The sequence below is a fragment of the Alteromonas sp. MMG017 genome, assembly GCF_018100795.1.
Classification (GTDB): domain Bacteria; phylum Pseudomonadota; class Gammaproteobacteria; order Enterobacterales; family Alteromonadaceae; genus Alteromonas.
Map to the genome: position 1 here is coordinate 257671 of NZ_JAGJDY010000005.1, position 18962 is coordinate 276632.

Consider the following 18962-nt stretch of genomic DNA (forward strand, 5'->3'; position numbering starts at 1 on the left):
ATTACTAATATTTATCTTTCAATAATAGACAATGTTAAAGACTAACAACAAAGTCTTTAGCCGAATCTAAATCTAGTAATTGCTTTTCACCTGTACGGCGGTTTTTGTACTCAATTTGTTGATTGTCGAGGTTTCTCTCACCGATAACAATACTATGAGGTATGCCAATTAATTCCATATCATTAAACATCACACCTGGGCGTTCTTTACGATCGTCAAATAATACGTCTATACCCAACGCAATCAGTTGTTCATAAAGTGCCTCAGCCGCTTCTTTAATGCGGTGAGATTTGTGCATATTCATTGGAATTAATGCAATTTTAAAAGGCGCAATTGGATCAGGCCACATAATGCCGTATTTATCATGGTTTTGTTCAATAGCTGCCGCAACAATACGTGAAACGCCAATTCCATAGCATCCCATGGTTAGGGTTTGATGCTTGCCAGTTTCGCTTAGTACACCACAATTCATCGCTTCTGAGTATTTGCTACCCAGTTGGAAAATGTGGCCCACTTCAATACCGCGCTTTATTTCAATAGTACCATTGCCGTCTGGTGAAGCGTCACCAGCTACAATGTTACGTAAATCAGCTGTTTGTAAATCGACAGTCCAGTTTGCATTTTTCATGATTTGGCCATTTTCGCCGGCACCACATATGAAATCGGCAAGTGCAGCGGCACTAAAATCGACATGCATTGGCAATGTAATATCATTAGGGTTAACGAAAGCTGGGTGAGCGCCTAAAATTTCAGTGGCTTTTTCTTCACTAGCTATAACAAGCGGACTGGCTACGCCAGCTACTTTTTCTGCCTTAACATCGTTAAGCGCGTGTTCTGCGCGCAACACTAATACTACCCATTGTTCGGTTGTATTTTCTTCCTCTGTTTCGCCTTTAACAACATAAATGCTAAGCGCGCTATCAGAATCTTTGCCACTTACTACTTCAGCTGCTGCGCCTGAAGCTTGTTGTTTTTCTGGCATTGCTGTTGCGGCCATTTCAACGTTTGCGGCATAGTCACTGTCACTCGCAAAGGCAATTGCATCTTCACCAGACTCGGCAAGTACGTGGAACTCATGGGAATGGTTTCCACCAATTGAACCCGAGTCGGCAATAACAGCACGGTAGTCTAAGCCCATGCGGTTAAAGATATTGCCATAGGCTTCATACATTGTTTGGTACGTTTTATCTAAACACGTATCGTCTAAGTGAAAGCTATAGGCGTCTTTCATGGTGAATTCACGTCCACGCATAATGCCAAAACGAGGGCGTACTTCATCACGGAATTTAGTTTGAATTTGATAAAGATTGATAGGCAGTTGTTTGTAACTACTGATTTCGTTTCTGACTAACGATGTGATCACTTCTTCATGTGTAGGACCTAACACAAAGTCTCGCTGGTGGCGGTCTTTAATGCGCAGTAATTCTGGGCCGTACTCTTCCCATCGTCCAGACTCTTCCCACAAATCAGCAGGTTGAACCACGGGCATTAACACTTCTACACCGCCTGCTTTGTTCATCTCTTCACGAACGATGTTTGCCACTTTATTCAGCACGCGAAGCCCGGAAGGCAACCATGTGTAAAGGCCTGAAGCCAGTTTTCTTATCATACCAGCACGTAACATTAACTGGTGGCTGATAACCTCAGCATCGGCCGGAGTTTCTTTCTGCGTGGCAAGTAAATATTGACTAGTGCGCATTCGAAGCGGTCTTCCTATAACTATGAAAAATACAATTGAGCGTATTCTAATTAACTGTGAGCAATAGTGCTACAACCACGTGCGTCTAAAGCGTGTTAATCCCAACGACGTCGACTACACCATTTTTTACCGTGAAGGCAAAATCATAGTTATACAGTGCAGTATGGTAAGTTTTTTCATCATTGCTTAGTTTATGACGATAAGCGGGACGGGGGTCTTGAGCTAGCACCGCGGTTAGTAATGTGGGCAGGTCGGGATGCTGTGCCGCGGCTTCTTGCAACAAGTCTTGCACGAGCGGGTTAATTGTCACATCTAAGTTAGGGATAGGTGCGGCATGTGTCAGTTCTGCCATGCTGTCAGTAGCATGGGGAAGCGCATCGGCATAGGGCAAATAAGGCTTAATATCGATAATGGGCGTGCCATCTAACAAGTCTACCCCTTCAACATTTAAGGTAAGCTTTCCATCCACAGTTTCAGAACCTAAATTTTTCACGGCCGACATGCCTATACCGTTCGGGCGATGTGTACTTCTTGAGGCAAACACTCCAAGCGTTGCGTTTCCACCTAAACGAGGGGCTTTAACTGAAGGTTTCCAGCCTTTGTCTAAATTTTCATGGAATAGAAAAAGTAGCCATACATGACTAAATACTTCTAAACCTTTAAAGACACGAGGGTCATCAAAGTCCGGTGCTAACACGACTTGTCCCTTAGCCTTGGCTAAATTGGGCTGTCGGGGAATAGCAAACTTTTGTTTAAACGGTGTTTGTATATGGCCGATGGCACAAAGGGGGAACTGATTGGGAGTCATTACCGTAAAATCCTATTTGCATAGCGCACTGTCATAAAATTCTCACATAGTTTACGTAGAGTACGGGTTCAAGTTTAAAACCTTGAACCAATTACGGACATCTGGGGCGGCCGTATTTGGCATCCCTGGACCCAATCAAACCCTTTGGCCTGTGATTTTACAGGCCGTTTTTATTTTTAGCGCTTCGCATCTCATTCAATGCTTTTTCAAAATAAGGGCAGCCTAGTTCATTAGCTTTGGCAATATTGTGAGTGTAAATTTTCTCTGCATCATCTTCGTTTTTCATATAGCGGGCAATATCACGCTCGCGAATTAAATGAAGTAAAGGGTAGGGAGAGCGGTTGGTATAATTTGCTACGCTGTCTATCGCTTCGCCATCGAACTGATAGTTAGGATGAAAACTAGCAAGTTGATACACGCCCGTATACCCCCAATCAGATAGCATGCGGTCACATATCGCCAATACATCTAGGTAGTCATCAAAGGAAGCTGTAGACGATGAGGGCACAATAACAAGGGTAGTGGCAATATCGTCTTGTTCGTCTAAGCGTTTACACTCATCGAAAAGCGAGGCAATAACATCGCCTGCATCCCCATTAACCACGACACAGTGAATTTGGCCCGGTTGACGGACGAAACCTGCAAAGGGGCAAAAGTTGTGGTTGATGACAATGTCATCAACCCAACGCATAGTGGCTTCAATAAGATGGGTATCGTTCACGATTTCAACTTAAGAGTGGTATTTAACGTAAGCTTCTAAGGTATTTTCTATTAAGCTAGCAACTGTCATGGGACCCACACCACCAGGTACCGGGGTGATCCATCCTGCACGTTGTTTGGCTGGCTCAAAGTCCACGTCACCCACTAATGAACCGTCACTCACACGGTTAATACCTACATCGATAACAATAGCGCCGGGCTTAATCCAGTCGCCAGGAATAAAGTTTGGTTTACCTACCGCAACCACAAGAAGGTCTGCACGACTTACGTGGGCTTTTAAATCTTGTGTAAATTTATGACAAGTAGTGACCGTACAACCCGCAAGCAATAATTCTAAGCTCATTGGGCGACCCACAATATTAGAGGCTCCCACAATCACAGCGTCTAGTCCTTTCACTGGACGCTTAGTGGCCTCAATCATCGTCATGATACCTTTCGGAGTGCATGGGCGAAGCGCTGGGATACGTTGTGCCAATCTACCTATATTATAAGGATGGAAGCCATCTACATCTTTATGGGGGTGAATACGCTCTAATACTTTTTCTGCATTCAAACCGGCAGGTAAGGGCAACTGCACTAAAATGCCGTCTATTTCCTTGTCGTCATTTAATTGGTCAACAAGTGCTAACAGTTCGCTTTCTGTGGTATCGGCGGGTAAATCAAAAGAGCGAGATACAAATCCCACTTCATCACACGCTTTTCGTTTGTTAGAAACATAGACTTGTGAGGCGGCATCGCTACCGACTAACACAACGGCTAATCCAGGTTGACGTTTCTTTGCGTTAATAAGTGAATCTACATAAGAAGCAACATGCTGGCGAACTTGTTTGGCAATTAATTTGCCGTCAATTAAATGAGCTGTCATAGAAGTGATTATAATGTGTGGTCATTAAGTGCTAATTATTGTTTCATAAAACAGCATGTGGCGACCAGTAGAAACACACAAATACTGTAAATCGCAAAAAGTTTAAAAAGATTTGCGCTTATATAAGGTAAATTTCGATAAATAATGAAAATGTCTATCATAGGTAAACACGTGTCGAACCTTCAGGTTCGCATTTAATTATCGGTTTTTAGGTTTTAATTAGTTTGAAAAATGCTCAAAGTGCTCAAAAAAGCACATTTATGGGCGCTTTATGAGCGGTTGAATATTTTATTTAAAAAAGTGTTTGACGAGGTGGGGTCTTGTCAGTAATATTCGCACCCCGTAACGGCACAGACGCAAATTGCTTCAAACGTATCGTTACGCAGTCGGTGAGTGGCGCAGCTTGGTAGCGCACTTGTTTTGGGTACAAGGGGTCGTAGGTTCAAATCCTATCTCACCGACCATTTTTTGCAAGCGAAGATTCGCCGAGCGTCCGTAGCTCAGCTGGATAGAGCAACGGCCTTCTAAGCCGTGGGTCGCAGGTTCGAATCCTGCCGGACGCGCCATGCGAGTCAGGTAGGACCTGATTCGGATTGGTCGAATCTTTAAAGGTAAACATGTACTATCAATTCAACATGTTTATTTATTGCAAGCACCTCAGTGGTGGGCGTAGCTCAGTTGGTAGAGCCCCGGATTGTGATTCCGGTTGTCGTGGGTTCGAGCCCCATCGTCCACCCCACTTTTTCGCGGGAGTGGTGGAATTGGTAGACACGCTGGATTTAGGTTCCAGTGCTTCACGGCGTGAGAGTTCAAGTCTCTCCTTCCGCACCATGTTTTAAGCTTTTTTTACAAAAGCTGTTGTAAGTAACTGTCGGTGAGTGGCGCAGCTTGGTAGCGCACTTGTTTTGGGTACAAGGGGTCGTAGGTTCAAATCCTATCTCACCGACCATTTACTCTATCCTCTTTATATTTTCCTTATTAAATTCCTTATTTCTATCCGTTTGCACACTTATCATTCAAAAGCGTGTTACAAACTTGTGTTTCCCTCTCGACTCTCGTTCTCTGCGACTGTATACTACGGCGTCTTTTTTTAACTCGTATGTTTGTAACAAATACGCGATTAACACAGTATTGTGTGGTGTTTTGTTAGTGCAAACGTCGGAAACGACCTCTACCCCGGTGTGATATGCCATATAGGCATGACGGGAGAGGGGATTGAGAACAAAGCGCTTAAATAGGCGTAAAGTTGAGGTAATATAATGCAAGTTTCAGTCGAGACGACCCAGGGTTTAGAACGCCGTCTTACTATCACCGTTCCAGCTGACGCTATTGATTCAGCTGTTAAATCTCGCCTACAGCAATTGGCGAAAACGCAACGAATCAACGGTTTCCGCCCAGGCAAGGTACCAGTAAGCGTAATCAAAAAGCGTTTCGGCCAAGCAGTGCGTCAAGAAATTGCTGGTGATGTAATGCAGCAAAACTTCTACCAGGCTATCGTTCAAGAAAAAATTCAACCAGCTGGTATGCCTAATTTCGAACTGACTAAAGATGAAGATGGTCAGGATTTGGAATTTGTTGCTTCTTTTGAAGTGTATCCAGAAGTAGAAGTTAAAGGCATCAACGATATCGAAATCGAAAAGCCAGTAGTAGAAATTACTGACGAAGATCTTGATAACATGATGGTAACGCTACAGAAGCAACACGCTTCTTGGAAAGAAGTTAAACGTAAAGCGAAGAAAGACGATAAAGTTGTTATCGATTTCGTTGGCTCTATCGACGGTGAAGAATTTGAAGGCGGAAAAGCTGAAGATTTCGAACTTGAACTAGGTCAAGATCGCATGATCCCAGGTTTCGAAAAGCCACTTGTTGGCGCGAAAGCGGGCGAAGAAGTAACAGTAGAAGTCGCTTTCCCTGAAGATTACCACGCTGAAAACCTTAAAGGTAAAGACGCGGTATTCCAAGTAACAGTGAAAAAAGTAGAAGGCCAGTCACTTCCTAAAGTTGACGAAGAGTTTGCTACCTTGTTCGGTGTTCAGGAAGGTGGTGTTGACGCGCTTAAAGCTGAAGTTCGTAAGAACATGCAACGCGAGTTAGATCAAACACTTAAAACTCAGGTTAAAGAAGACGTTATTGCTAAATTGGTTGACGCTAACGAGCTTGATATTCCTCAAGCACTTATCGACCAAGAAGTTAACGCTTTACGTGAACAAGCTAAACAGCGTTTCAGCCAACAGGGCGGTGGTCAAAACCTTCCAGAGTTGCCAGCTGAATTATTTACCGATAATGCCAAGCGTCGTGTTTCAATTGGCCTATTATTAGGTGAAGTAATTAAGCAAAACGAACTTAAAGCTGACGAAGCAAAAGTAAACGAGATGATCGAAACTGCTGCTTCTGCGTATGAAGACCCTCAAGAAGTTGTAGAATACTACAACAACAACCAAGAGCTTATGCAGCAAATGCAAAACGTTGCACTAGAAGAGCAGGCGGTTGAGTGGGTACTTGAGCAAGCTAAAGTTACCGAAGTAACTAAAGCTTTTGACGAGGTTATGAACAAACAGGCGTAATTTTTTACTGTCTGATTGACTTCACCTGTCAGCAACTGCTTAAATGCTCGGAGCCTTCCGAGCATTTTTGTTTTTAACGCTAGATAATCAAGGTAGCTATGACTAATACCCCATTTGATCCAATGAATGCACTTGTTCCTATGGTAGTTGAACAGACTTCCAAAGGTGAACGTTCGTACGACATCTATTCTCGTCTACTAAAAGAAAATGTTATTTTCTTAGTAGGGCAGGTAGAAGACCACATGGCCAACCTGATTGTGGCTCAAATGCTATTTTTGGAAGCTGAAAATCCAGAAAAAGACATTTTCCTTTATATCAATTCACCTGGCGGTTCTGTAACTGCGGGTATGGCAATTTACGACACCATGAATTTCATCAAGCCAGACGTAAGCACAGTATGTGTGGGTCAAGCGGCTAGCATGGGTGCGTTCCTGCTATCTGGTGGCGCTAAAGGTAAGCGTTACTGTTTACCAAATTCTCGCGTGATGATTCACCAACCTTTAGGTGGTTTCCAAGGTCAAGCATCAGATTTTGAAATTCATGCGAAAGAAATCCTGTCTATTAAAGAGAAGTTGAACCGCTTAATGGCGCAACACACTGGACAAGATTACGAAAAAGTTGCCCACGACACCGATCGTGACAACTTCCTTAGTGCAACTGAAGCCAAAGAATACGGCTTGATCGACCAAGTTATGACAAATCGATCTGACGCGGCTGCAACTAAGTAGTATAGTTATATATAGTAGACCTGAACTAGTGCTTGGCACGATTTGGTTTTCGGTTCAGGCAAGGCAGAGGCAATAGTAATGAGTGATAAACAAAGCGGTGACGGTGATAACAAGTTACTGTACTGCTCGTTTTGTGGCAAAAGCCAACACGAAGTAAGAAAGTTAATAGCAGGCCCGTCGGTATTTATTTGCGATGAGTGTGTTGAGTTATGTAACGATATCATTCGCGAAGAAATCAAGGAAATCGCGCCTAAGCAAAAGCAGGATGCTTTACCAAAGCCAAATGAAATCCATGCACACTTAGATGACTACGTTATCGGTCAAGAGCACGCCAAAAAAGTATTGTCTGTAGCGGTGTATAACCATTACAAACGTTTGCGTAACGGTGATGTGCACGATGGTGTGGAGCTTGGTAAGAGTAATATCCTACTTATCGGGCCAACGGGTAGTGGTAAAACATTACTGGCAGAAACCCTTGCACGTTTGCTTGACGTTCCGTTCACAATGGCAGATGCAACGACATTAACCGAAGCCGGTTATGTGGGTGAAGATGTTGAAAACATCATTCAAAAGCTTCTGCAAAAATGTGATTACGATGTAGAAAAAGCCCAACGCGGCATTGTCTACATTGATGAAATTGATAAAATTTCGCGTAAATCAGATAACCCATCTATTACTCGTGATGTATCGGGTGAAGGTGTACAGCAAGCATTGCTTAAGCTTATTGAAGGTACTGTTGCTTCAGTGCCTCCACAAGGCGGCCGTAAGCATCCACAGCAAGAGTTTTTGCAGGTAGATACCTCTAAGATTCTGTTTATTTGTGGTGGTGCGTTCGCTGGCCTAGATAAGGTTATTGAACAACGTGCACAAAAGGGCACGGGTATTGGATTCGGTGCGGCTGTTAAGTCTAAATCTCAAAACACCGCGAAAATAAGCGAGTTGTTCAAGCAAGTAGAACCACAAGACTTGGTCAAATACGGGTTAATTCCTGAATTTATCGGTCGTCTACCTGTGGTAACTAGCCTTGAAGAATTGAATGAAGAAGCCTTGATTCAAATTCTTAAAGAGCCTAAGAATGCGATTACGAAGCAGTACTCAGCATTATTTGATATGGAAGATGTGGAACTTGAGTTCCGTGACGACGCATTGCACGCTATCGCTAAAAAGGCGATGGATCGTAAAACCGGTGCCCGTGGTCTTCGTTCAATTGTTGAAGCTGTTTTGCTTGATACCATGTACGAATTACCGTCTGCGGTAGACGTAAGTAAAGTAGTTATTGATGAAACCGTCATTCGTGGCGAATCAAAACCTATTTTAATTTACGACAATACAGATAAGAAAGCGGCTTCTGAGTAAGCCTGTTTACTTTCAAAAAAAGGTCCTTCGGGGCCTTTTTTGTTTTCGAGAGGCGTAAAAAATGCGCCTGCATTAGGTAGTGCTAATCTCGCCTTACAACCCAACCCAACCCAACCCAACTTCAAATTCAAATTCAATATTCAGAGTTTTTATCTCAAATGTGTAACGTGATGCTAAAATTTTACGCTTTCCAATATAGCGTGAACCAGCTTTTCTCTGCCTTTTAAAAAACAACTTGCTGGTTATTTAAGCAAACAAACTCGTTTAACCTATCCTTTCTGATAGATTCGGCAACAAACTGTTGCCATACGGTCTAAAATCGATAATGGTAAAGAAAAGCAGGGAAAGCAGCGAATTTACGTACATTAAGAATGTTTTATTTGAACTTTGCCCTAGCATCCCCATATCAATCGACAATGCTAACTAATAGAGAACACGTATGACAGTTGAGCGAGAAAATCGCATTGAAATTCCTGTGCTTGCCTTAAGGGACGTGGTTGTTTATCCGCATATGGTCATACCCTTATTTGTCGGGCGAGAAAAATCGATCCGTTGTCTTGAAGCGGCAATGGAAAACGAGAAACAGATTTTCTTAGTGGCCCAGAAAGATGCCGGTGTAGACGAACCTGATGCCGATGACATTTATACCGTTGGTACTATTGCTACCATTCTTCAACTTTTGAAACTACCTGACGGCACCGTAAAAGTGTTAGTAGAAGGGAGTGTGCGTGGTGAAGTTGAAGGTTATGAGCAATCAGAGCCTTTCTTTGTTGCTAAGGTAAATAAAATTGAAGACGGTGCTATCGATGAGAGCGAGCAAGAAGTGCTTATTCGCTCTGCGGTATCGCAGTTTGAAGGTTACGTTAAGCTAAACAAAAAAATACCGCCTGAGGTACTTACGTCGCTAAATGGTATTGAAGATGCTGCACGCTTAGCAGACACCATGGCCGCGCACATGCCACTTAAACTCACCGAAAAACAGAAAGTGCTAGAAATGAAAGGGGTGAACGAACGCCTTGAGTATTTAATGGCCTTGATGGAAGGTGAAATCGATTTGCTACAGGTTGAGAAGAAAATTCGCACCCGTGTTAAAAAGCAAATGGAAAAAAGCCAGCGTGAGTACTACTTGAATGAGCAAATGAAAGCCATTCAAAAAGAACTCGGTGAGCTTGATGATGCACCAGACGAATTTGAAGCGTTAGCGAAGAAAATCGAAGACGCTAAAATGCCGCAAGAAGCGTTAGACAAAGCAAAGTCTGAGCTACAAAAGCTTAAGATGATGTCGCCTATGTCGGCAGAAGCTACTGTGTTACGCAGCTATATCGAGTGGCTAACCAATGTACCGTGGAATAAACGCTCCCCGGTGAAGAAAGATTTATCTCGCGCTGAAGTGGTTTTAAATGAAGACCATTACGGTTTAGAGAAAGTCAAAGAACGCATTTTAGAATATCTTGCGGTACAACAGCGTGTTAAGAAGCTTAAAGGACCCATTTTGTGTCTTGTAGGGCCTCCTGGCGTAGGTAAAACCTCTCTAGGCCAATCTGTTGCGAAAGCGACAGGGCGCAAGTATGTACGTATGGCATTGGGCGGCGTGCGTGATGAAGCTGAAATTCGTGGGCACAGACGTACCTACATTGGCTCATTGCCCGGTAAGCTAGTGCAAAAGATGGCAAAGGTAGGGGTGAAAAACCCACTTTTCCTATTAGATGAAATTGATAAGATGTCGTCTGATATGCGCGGTGACCCAGCGTCTGCCTTACTAGAAGTGCTTGACCCAGAGCAGAATAATAGTTTCAGTGACCACTATTTAGAAGTGGATTACGACTTATCTGATGTAATGTTTGTGGCTACCTCGAATAGCATGAATATTCCGGGCCCGTTACTTGATCGTATGGAAGTTATTCGTCTTTCTGGTTATACCGAAGACGAAAAACTCAATATTGCAACACGTCACTTAATCAGCAAGCAAATGGAACGTAATGGGCTTAAGTCTAAAGAGCTTGAGATTACCGAATCGGCCATTATCGGCATGATTCGTTATTACACCCGTGAAGCTGGTGTACGTAGCTTAGAGCGTGAAATTTCTAAGGTATGTCGTAAAGCCGTAAAAGATATCCTGCTGACTAAGAGCAAAGATAAAGTGTCAGTGACCCAAGATAATCTTAAGGATTACTTAGGCGTACAACGCTTCGATTACGGTAAAGCTGATAAAGACAATCAAATTGGCCAAGTTACCGGGTTAGCATGGACACAAGTAGGTGGTGATTTACTGACTATTGAAACCACGTCCGTGCCGGGTAAAGGCAAAATGACATCAACCGGTTCGCTTGGTGATGTTATGCAGGAATCTATTAAAGCTGCAATGACGGTTGTGCGCAGTCGCGCTGAAAAGCTTCGTATTAACGAAGATTTTTATGAAAAACGCGATATTCACGTGCACGTGCCTGAAGGTGCTACACCAAAAGATGGCCCAAGTGCGGGTATCGCAATGTGTACTGCTTTAGTGTCATCGTTAACAGGTAACCCTGTTAAATGCGATGTGGCCATGACCGGTGAAATCACACTACGTGGTGAAGTATTAGCCATTGGTGGTTTGAAAGAAAAGCTACTGGCCGCACACCGTGGTGGAATTAAAACGGTGGTTATTCCAGCAGAAAATGAACGTGATCTGGAAGAAATTCCAGAAAATGTGAAAAAAGATTTATCAATTCACCCTGTAAAGTGGATTGATGATGTGCTTGATATTGCACTTCAAGAGCCAGTAGAGTCTTTTGAGGTTGCAACGAAAAGCTAAAATGGTTGGCTGCATGTCCTAATTTTAAAGGCTTGCAGCCTTAAATTTGCAATAATTGATTAAAAAGTGTGCATACCTTCGCCAATTCGCCTATTTTTTTCAAAATAGGGCTTTCTTGTCGCAAGAGTTGTGTTACCTTTAATTTGTATTCGCTTGAAGCCTTGCCACAAAAGGGATTGCAGCGATTCAATAAAAGTTAATTAATTGTGACAGATGCTTGATGTTCAGAATCAAGCTTGCTATAACGTTCAATCAAATCGTTTTGGACAAACAGTATAATAACAATCGAAGGGGATCATAATAGTGAACAAGTCTCAACTTATCGACCAAATTGCTGCTGGCGCAGATATTTCAAAAGCAGCTGCCGGCCGCGCTCTAGATGCATTCACTGACTCAGTAACTGCAGCACTTAAAGACGGTGACCAAGTGGCACTAGTCGGTTTCGGTACTTTCTCAGTACGTGAGCGCTCTGCTCGTAGTGGTCGTAATCCACAAACTGGTGAGACTATTCAGATTTCAGCGGCGAAAGTTCCTTCTTTCAAAGCTGGTAAAGCTCTGAAAGACGCTTGTAACTAAGCAAAACTTGCAAGAAAAAGGCGATGGCTTATGCCATCGCCTTTTTTATTTGTAACGCCGAATTTATCATTTCCCACTATTTTCTTTATCTCACCTATAGCGCGACAGTGCATTGCGCACCACGCTGCGGTTTTATTGAACAATAGAAGGATTAGTTTTTGTTAAGCCGTTTATCTTCACAGGTATTAGGTTATAATCACCGCTTATTTTTTGCCATGATGTTAGCGTAGGCATTATCCAACGCTAAAGGGCAAGTGTAGTAAGCAACGGAGTTGAAGAACAATCATGCTAGAAAGAATCAGAGAAGGTTCTCAAGGCCCATGGGCAATGGCAATTATTGCCCTTATCGTATTGAGTTTCGTGTTTGCTGGTGTAGGAAGCTACCTGACGTCTTCAGGTACTACGGCAGTAGCAACAGTTAATGGCGAAGAAATTTCTGCTCAGGAATTAGAACGCGGTTATCAGAACCAACGGGCACAAATGGAATCACAATTTGGCGAAAGCATTGCCCAGTTGTTTTCAAGCGAACAGTATTTAAGTGACTTTCGTCGTAACGTACTAGATAGACTTATTGCTGAAAAACTAATTCAGCAACAAGCACAGGAAATGGGCTTGCGCGTTAGCGATGCGCAAATTCGTGAAACTATCGTACAAATGCCAGAGTTTCAGTTCGGTGGTCAATTTGACAACGACCGTTTCCAAACTATCTTGCGTCAAAACGGTTTTCAGGTTGCTGACTTCCGTGACTACTTACGAATTCAAATGACACAAAATCAATTGGCTGCTGCGTTAACAAATTCTGAGTTTACGTTACCTAGTGAAGCTGAACGTGCAAATGCATTGCAACTTCAAACTCGTGACGCTAAGTACGTGATGATTGATTCTGCTTCATTCGCCGAGTCGGTGGAAGTAACAGAAGATGACATTGCTGAATATTACAACGCTAACATCACTGCATTTGATACCGAAGAGCAAATTAAGCTTGCCTATGTATCACTTACAGTAGAAGACGTTAAAAGCCGCGTAAGCGTAGATGACGACGCCGTTCGCACTTACTATGACAATAACCTAAGCGGTTATGGCAAAGAAGAAGAGCGTCGTGTGTCACATATTCTTATTGAAGCTGGCGATGACGCTGAAGCAGCGAAAGCGAAAACTCAAGCGCTTTTAGAACAACTGAACGACGGTGCTGATTTTGCAGAGTTAGCTGAAAGCAGTTCAGATGACACCTTTTCTGCTGAAAATGGCGGTGATCTAGATTTCATTACGCCTGGAATGATGGACGATGCGTTTGATGAAGCGGTATTTAGTTTAGCCAATGTGGGTGACTATACCGACGTTGTTGAAACTGAGTTCGGTTTTCACATCATTAAATTAACTGAACTTAAAGAAGCGCAAGTTCAAGCATTTGAAGATGTAGAAGCAGAAATCCGCGAAACATTGCTAACCGACAAAGCATTAGAAGAATTCTTTGAGTTGCAGAACACCATGGCTGAAATTGCATTTGAAGTGCCAGATACACTAGAAGATGTCGCTAATGCAGTTGATTTACCTGTGCAAGAAACTGGCTTGTTTAGTCGTAACACTGCGCCAGTAGATATGAGCTCACCAGCACTGACTGAAGTCGCGTTTTCTTCTGAACTTATTGATGAAGGCGTTAACAGTGACATTATCGAGTTAGATGATGAAACGGTAGTTGTAGTGCGTGTTGTAGAACATTTGCCACAGCGTACTCAAGCGCTAGACGAAGTTCGTGAAGGTATTGTAGCAACAGTGAAAGCACAGAAGGCGCAAGAAGCGGCTGAGAGCTGGGCTACAGGTATTGTTGATTCGCTGAAACAAGGTGAAAGTGTAGCGTCTACATTAGCGGAAAAATCACTAAGCTGGGAAACTGCTGAAGCTGTAGCGAGAAGTGGTAGTACATTAAACCGCAGTATCGTAGATAAACTGTTTACCTTATCTAGTGAAGCTGAAAAGCGCGTAGATGTGATTGCAACCGTGAACGGTGACGTTGCCATTGTCGAGCTTGTTAAAGTGAATAGTGCGCCTACGCTAAGTGCTGAGATGTCAGAAAGTCTGAAACCTCGTTTAGCACAGATGCAAGGTCAACGTGTTTACCAACAGTTTATTGAAGCATTACGTGCTGATGCCGATGTGACGGTGTCTGAAAGCCTTTAGTATTATTGAGCTTACTGTTTAGGGGCTGGCGAGAATATAAGCGGGCTGAAACGTAAAACTATTATGTTTTAGTCCTAGCGCTCGTTTTATTTATTCTTAACGGTAAGCCAAAAATACGAAAAAAAGCCAGTGTTGAACAAGCGATGTTGTTATCGCTTCGCCAACACTGGCTTTTTTTGTGGGCGTTTGTCTTTAATAAGTAAAAGTACTAATGGGTGAGAAAAAGCATGAGAGCGTAAAAAGCCGCAATAACACTCGACAATACCAGTATGTAAGTAAAACCTTGTTTACCCTGCGCTAGGGAATAGCTATTCAGCCTTAAGTAGCCAAACCACAATAACGACAAGATAAGTGGTATCAGTACAATAATCTTTAGCAAAACTCGACCTCGCGTTGTATCGGTAAAGGGGCATCACATTATGTGTAGTGCAGTAGCTTTCAGTAGTAAGTCAATCCCACTGCATGATTATAAGTTTAACGATAAACCATAACTCTAACTATATATGAGTACAGTCTAGAAAGGGAATACAGTTTAGCCTGCGGGTTATTTTAATTTTCGGGGGCATTGATACCTGTAATAGTCATTAATGCGCTAGTAACTAATAAGCTAGTAATGAATGAGGTAGTAAATAACAAACTAGAAGCTAAGCGGTTAGACTGTCCTTGCTGTATTAACCTCGTTTTACTTACTTCGGTTTGTTTATCCTTTTCTTTGTCATTTTCTTGTCTTAATTTTGTTATCCCCGTGTCATCTTTACTTTGTGTAATAACGGGTAAGCAAACTAATAGACTTCATTTACCCTTATGAACACTACAGCACTGTCCTTAGTTCACCACGCTAGAAGCATTTATTTTGCTGAGGTGCTTATGGCACGGGAATCCATCACCCCAGTTGATGCAGGGTGTCAAAGCTATCTTATGCATCGTTTGGAAAAGCTAGGCTTTGTATGTGAAAAGCACAAAGTAAAAGGGGTGACTAATTTAATTGCTAAATGGGGTAATGGGCCTACCCACTTTGCTTTTTCTGGCCACACCGATGTGGTGCCACCAGGGCCGCCGGAAAAATGGAAATCTAACCCTTTTTGCCCAGCGATAAGCCAAAATAAACTTTATGGTCGTGGCGCTGCCGACATGAAAACGGGTGTTGCTGCTATGCTAGCAGCCACAGAAAGAGCGCTCCCATCAATGGACTCGAACCAATTTACCTATTGGTGGTTGATTACCAGTGATGAAGAAGGCGAGGCTGAATATGGTTCTAAATGGATAAAGGCCTATTTAGATGCTAAACAAATTACCCTTGATATGTGCTTAGTGGGCGAGCCTACTGCTACGCATTCTACTGGCGATACCATAAAGGTAGGACGTAGAGGTTCCTTATCAGGCTCTATTGTCGTATCGGGTAAACAGGGGCACGTAGCCTACCCACATACCTGCGATAACGCTATTCACAAAGCAAGCAGAATTATACAGGCGTTATCCTCTTATGAATTTGAACAAGGTAGCCTAGACTTTCCAGGTACATCCCTGCAAGTCACTCACGTTGATACGGGCGCTTTTACTGATAATTTAGCGCCGGGAAGTACACGTATTGAATTTAATGTGCGCTATGCATGGCAATTTAACCGCGACAGCCTAGTTAAGTTGCTAGCAAGTATTATTGGCGAGGTAGATGGCGGCGCGTGGGTAAGCTGGTCTAGACCTTGTGAATCCTATATGAGTAGCACCAATACGCAAAAGCGCTGCTTAATTACTATTGCAGAAAAAGCCATTGTGCAAGCCACAGGCAGATACCCCCTAGTCAGCACCTCTGGAGGAACATCAGACGGACGGTTTTTCGCATCAGACACAACCCAAGTGGTAGAACTGGGTGTGCCAAATGCTACTATTCATCAAGTTAACGAGCATGTGCATTTATCGGATATAGTAACGTTAGAAGATATCTTCACCGATATTCTGCTAAGCCTATAAATTTACGCCGACTTCTTCAATTCAGGCTTTAATTGAGTTGCTCCTAAATAACGTTCCTTTTTCTTTGGCGTTAGCGCTTCTAAATCGACCACTACCAAGCCATCTATGCAGTCGTTAAAATCAGGATCTACATTGAAATCGAGGAAGGCCACTCCACCCGTTTTCGAGAGTTCACTGTATTGCTTGTATAAAGTAGGTACATTAACCCCCATATTAGCGAGTAGATGCTTTAACTGGGTAAACTCAGATTTGTAGTCTTTACCTGTAAAGGTATACAAGGCATCTTGCGACATTTGATAAGGGCGTTTCGATTTAGCTTGGCCAAATTTAGCCGGAAAGTAAATTGAGTAAAACTGTACGATCAAATCTTTAGCTGGCTGAGGATAAGCGTTACTTAACGACACGGCCCCAAACATATATCGGTATTTCGGGTAACGATTTAAAAACGCGCCAATGCCTACCCATAAATAATCTAGGCTACGTTTACCCCAATAGCAGGGTTGTACAAAGCTTCTGCCCAGTTCTAACCCTGCACCAAACATGGTGGCATTAGCACTAGCATCGGTATTAGTCTTGCCGGTGCCATAATCGAACAAGGTGGCTGAATATAACCCCGTAGGGTGGTCTTGTTGACTCAGTATTTCTGCATCTCCAAATCGATAAGCGCCTACGATTTCTAAATTACTTTCATCCCACAAAATCAAATGATAATAATGAGTATCGTATTGGTCTATATCACGGCGTTTGTTCGTGCCTTCGCCCACTGCCCGAAATGCAATTTCTCTCAAGCGACCAATTTCACGCATAATTGGTGAGCAATTTTTATGTTGGTATAAATATATCGACTGACCATCACTGGTATGGCCTAAGTGTTCACATTGCTTCATTGCACGGGAAAGCTCTTTTCTGTCTTCCGGCATGGCCACTGGGGCTTGGGTGTCGAAAATACCTTTCTTGTTGCTGCCAATTCGATATAAGTGGCGTTTAAATAGTTTCACCTGATCTTTAAGCGCTATGCTGGTTTGTTGGTAAGACTCAAAGGGAATAAGCTCGCCTATTCGCATAGGAAGGTGTTTCTTGCGTTGCTTAAACATTTCTTTTACTAGCAGCGCAGTGGCTAAGGGTTTGTATACCATAGACACCCCATAAAACAGCGGGCTATTTTTGGCATCAATATAAACCGGAAGAATAGGGGATTTGGCTTGTCGGGCGATGCGCAAAAAACCGGAATGCCAAAGCGTATCTCTTACACCTTGAGGTCGTAGTCGTGACACTTCCCCAGCGGGAAAGATTAAAATGGCGCCGTCTGAACGCAAGTGTTCTTGTATAGCGCTTAAATGCTGTTTCGGCGTACCGCCTTGCATGTTGTTTACTGGCAGTAACATATCGTGCAAAGGCTCAATGGCCATGAGCATTTGGTTCGCCACGACTTTTAAATCGTGACGAACTTCACTCACCAACTTAATTAACGCAAGGGCGTCTAGTGAGCCGATAGGGTGATTGGCAATAATCACCACGCGTCCTTGTGATGGAATACGCTCTTTCTCTACGTCACGGGTAGAGTAGCTAATATTGAAGTATTCGAGCACTTGCTCAACAAAGTCGATATCTTCGTAGTGGGGGTAGGTTTCGCCGAACTCTATTATTTCTCGTTCATGCAAAAGGTGGCGCAGCACAAACGATAAAGACCTAAACAACAAGGGGTTGTTAGCCACTTGGGGATAGTGTTTATTTAGTACTTCATCAACTGTAAACATAGTCTTTCTCGGTTTTTGCGAACAATAGCAGGGGAATGTGACGTTTTTCACACAGTTTGATGTCAGTTATCTGACAATGCAGAGACCCGCGTTCCGTGCATTATGAAACGCGGGTTTAAGTGGTATGCTTATGCTGCTTTTGATGGTGAATTTTTCACTTTCAATGGGGTAACGTTATCTGCGTTGTTCATGGTCTCAAGGGAGTAAATCAGGGATAGGTTTCCATTTTCGTCTTCACCCAACGCAGTACAGTTTTCCATCCAATCACCGTCGTTAATGTAGTGGATGCCATTTTCCATTGTGCTTTCAGGGTGATGAATATGACCACAAATTACGCCATCAAGCCCCATTTCTGCGGCACGAGAACAACAAGCCTCTCGGTAGCGAGCAATTGCTTCATTTGCGCCTTTGATGTGCTTTTTAATGTAACCTGCAAGTGACCAGTACTCACGTTTACGCCAACTACGAAAACGATTGAACTCGCGATTTAAAAACAGCAGTAGGTCGTAACCTTTATCACCAATCCACGCATGGAATTTACCCATGGTGACATCGCCATCAAATTGATCGCCATGTAACACAAGGTAGCGTTTGCCTTGGGCAGTGGTATGCACAAGTTGACGTTCAATTTCGATATCACCAAATGCCATGCCTGAATATGACTGAATGGGTTCGTCATGATTACCTGGGAGATAAACAACGCGAGTGCCATCTTGGCTCATCGCCATTAGCTTATGCATAACTTGATTGTGCGCTTGCGGCCAACGAAATTGTTTTGTCATTTGCCACATATCGACAATGTCGCCAACCAAATATAGGGTATCGACAGTGACACTGTTTAAAAATGAAAGTAGGTACTCAGCTTTGCAATCACGATTGCCAAGATGAATGTCAGAAAGCCAAAGTGTGCGGTAATGTGTTTTTTTCATAGCAAGGTCCCAAAGCGATT

13 protein-coding genes and 5 tRNA genes are annotated in these 18962 nt (G+C 43.1%); 12 read left to right on the forward strand and 6 right to left on the reverse strand.

Going from position 1 to position 18962, the window contains the following annotated elements; all coding sequences use genetic code 11:
• Nucleotides 1-34: 34 nt before the first annotated feature.
• The 4 genes from J8L84_RS10010 to folD all read right to left on the reverse strand — a co-directional run bounded on the left by J8L84_RS10010 (nt 35) and on the right by folD (nt 4092).
• A complete protein-coding gene (locus J8L84_RS10010; RefSeq protein ID WP_211070570.1) occupies nt 35-1699 on the reverse strand; it encodes a proline--tRNA ligase in 1665 nt (554 codons plus the stop codon).
• Nucleotides 1700-1784: 85 nt separating this feature from the next.
• Nucleotides 1785-2507 (reverse strand): tRNA (N6-threonylcarbamoyladenosine(37)-N6)-methyltransferase TrmO, encoded by a 723-nt coding sequence (gene tsaA, locus J8L84_RS10015; protein ID WP_211070571.1) that lies wholly within the window; start codon nt 2505-2507, stop codon nt 1785-1787.
• Nucleotides 2508-2664: 157 nt separating this feature from the next.
• On the reverse strand, nt 2665-3228 hold the full coding sequence (locus tag J8L84_RS10020; protein ID WP_211070572.1) for a DUF1415 domain-containing protein: 564 nt from the start codon (nt 3226-3228) through the stop codon (nt 2665-2667).
• Nucleotides 3229-3237: 9 nt separating this feature from the next.
• Nucleotides 3238-4092, reverse strand: coding sequence for a bifunctional methylenetetrahydrofolate dehydrogenase/methenyltetrahydrofolate cyclohydrolase FolD (gene folD, locus J8L84_RS10025; RefSeq protein WP_211070573.1), 855 nt, complete (start codon nt 4090-4092; stop codon nt 3238-3240).
• Nucleotides 4093-4479: 387 nt separating this feature from the next.
• Between folD and J8L84_RS10030 the strand changes: the two genes are divergently transcribed.
• The 12 genes from J8L84_RS10030 (at nt 4480) to dapE (ending at nt 16256) form a co-directional block, all read left to right on the forward strand.
• Nucleotides 4480-4556: transfer RNA gene (locus J8L84_RS10030), tRNA-Pro, on the forward strand.
• 25 nt (nt 4557-4581) lie between these two features.
• Nucleotides 4582-4658 (forward strand) — tRNA-Arg (locus J8L84_RS10035).
• Between the two features lie 97 nt (nt 4659-4755).
• Nucleotides 4756-4831 (forward strand) — tRNA-His (locus tag J8L84_RS10040).
• A gap of 7 nt (nt 4832-4838) precedes the next feature.
• Nucleotides 4839-4923, forward strand: a tRNA-Leu gene (locus J8L84_RS10045).
• Between the two features lie 41 nt (nt 4924-4964).
• A tRNA-Pro gene (locus J8L84_RS10050) sits at nt 4965-5041 on the forward strand.
• A gap of 310 nt (nt 5042-5351) precedes the next feature.
• Nucleotides 5352-6656: a trigger factor gene (gene tig, locus J8L84_RS10055; protein WP_013783303.1), complete on the forward strand. Its 1305-nt coding sequence runs from the start codon at nt 5352-5354 to the stop codon at nt 6654-6656.
• Between the two features lie 98 nt (nt 6657-6754).
• A complete protein-coding gene (gene clpP, locus J8L84_RS10060) occupies nt 6755-7384 on the forward strand; it encodes an ATP-dependent Clp endopeptidase proteolytic subunit ClpP (protein WP_013783304.1) in 630 nt (209 codons plus the stop codon).
• Nucleotides 7385-7462: 78 nt separating this feature from the next.
• A complete protein-coding gene (gene clpX / locus J8L84_RS10065; RefSeq protein ID WP_211070574.1) occupies nt 7463-8740 on the forward strand; it encodes an ATP-dependent protease ATP-binding subunit ClpX in 1278 nt (425 codons plus the stop codon).
• A 439-nt stretch (nt 8741-9179) separates the two neighbouring features.
• Nucleotides 9180-11534, forward strand: a complete 2355-nt coding sequence (gene lon / locus J8L84_RS10070) for an endopeptidase La (RefSeq protein ID WP_211070575.1) — start codon at nt 9180-9182, stop codon at nt 11532-11534.
• A gap of 303 nt (nt 11535-11837) precedes the next feature.
• A complete protein-coding gene (gene hupB, locus J8L84_RS10075) occupies nt 11838-12110 on the forward strand; it encodes a nucleoid-associated protein HU-beta (RefSeq protein ID WP_012518978.1) in 273 nt (90 codons plus the stop codon).
• A gap of 285 nt (nt 12111-12395) precedes the next feature.
• Complete coding sequence (locus J8L84_RS10080; RefSeq protein WP_211070576.1) at nt 12396-14288, forward strand: SurA N-terminal domain-containing protein; 1893 nt, start codon at nt 12396-12398, stop codon at nt 14286-14288.
• Between the two features lie 804 nt (nt 14289-15092).
• Nucleotides 15093-16256, forward strand: coding sequence for a succinyl-diaminopimelate desuccinylase (dapE, locus tag J8L84_RS10085; RefSeq protein WP_211070577.1), 1164 nt, complete (start codon nt 15093-15095; stop codon nt 16254-16256).
• Between the two features lie 2 nt (nt 16257-16258).
• On the opposite strand, the gene J8L84_RS10090 is transcribed toward dapE, so the two are convergent.
• Entirely contained in the window at nt 16259-18013 is a 1755-nt protein-coding gene (locus tag J8L84_RS10090) for a lysophospholipid acyltransferase family protein (RefSeq protein ID WP_211070578.1), read from the reverse strand.
• A gap of 128 nt (nt 18014-18141) precedes the next feature.
• Nucleotides 18142-18942: a UDP-2,3-diacylglucosamine diphosphatase gene (locus tag J8L84_RS10095; protein WP_211070579.1), complete on the reverse strand. Its 801-nt coding sequence runs from the start codon at nt 18940-18942 to the stop codon at nt 18142-18144.
• Nucleotides 18943-18962 lie beyond the last annotated feature (20 nt).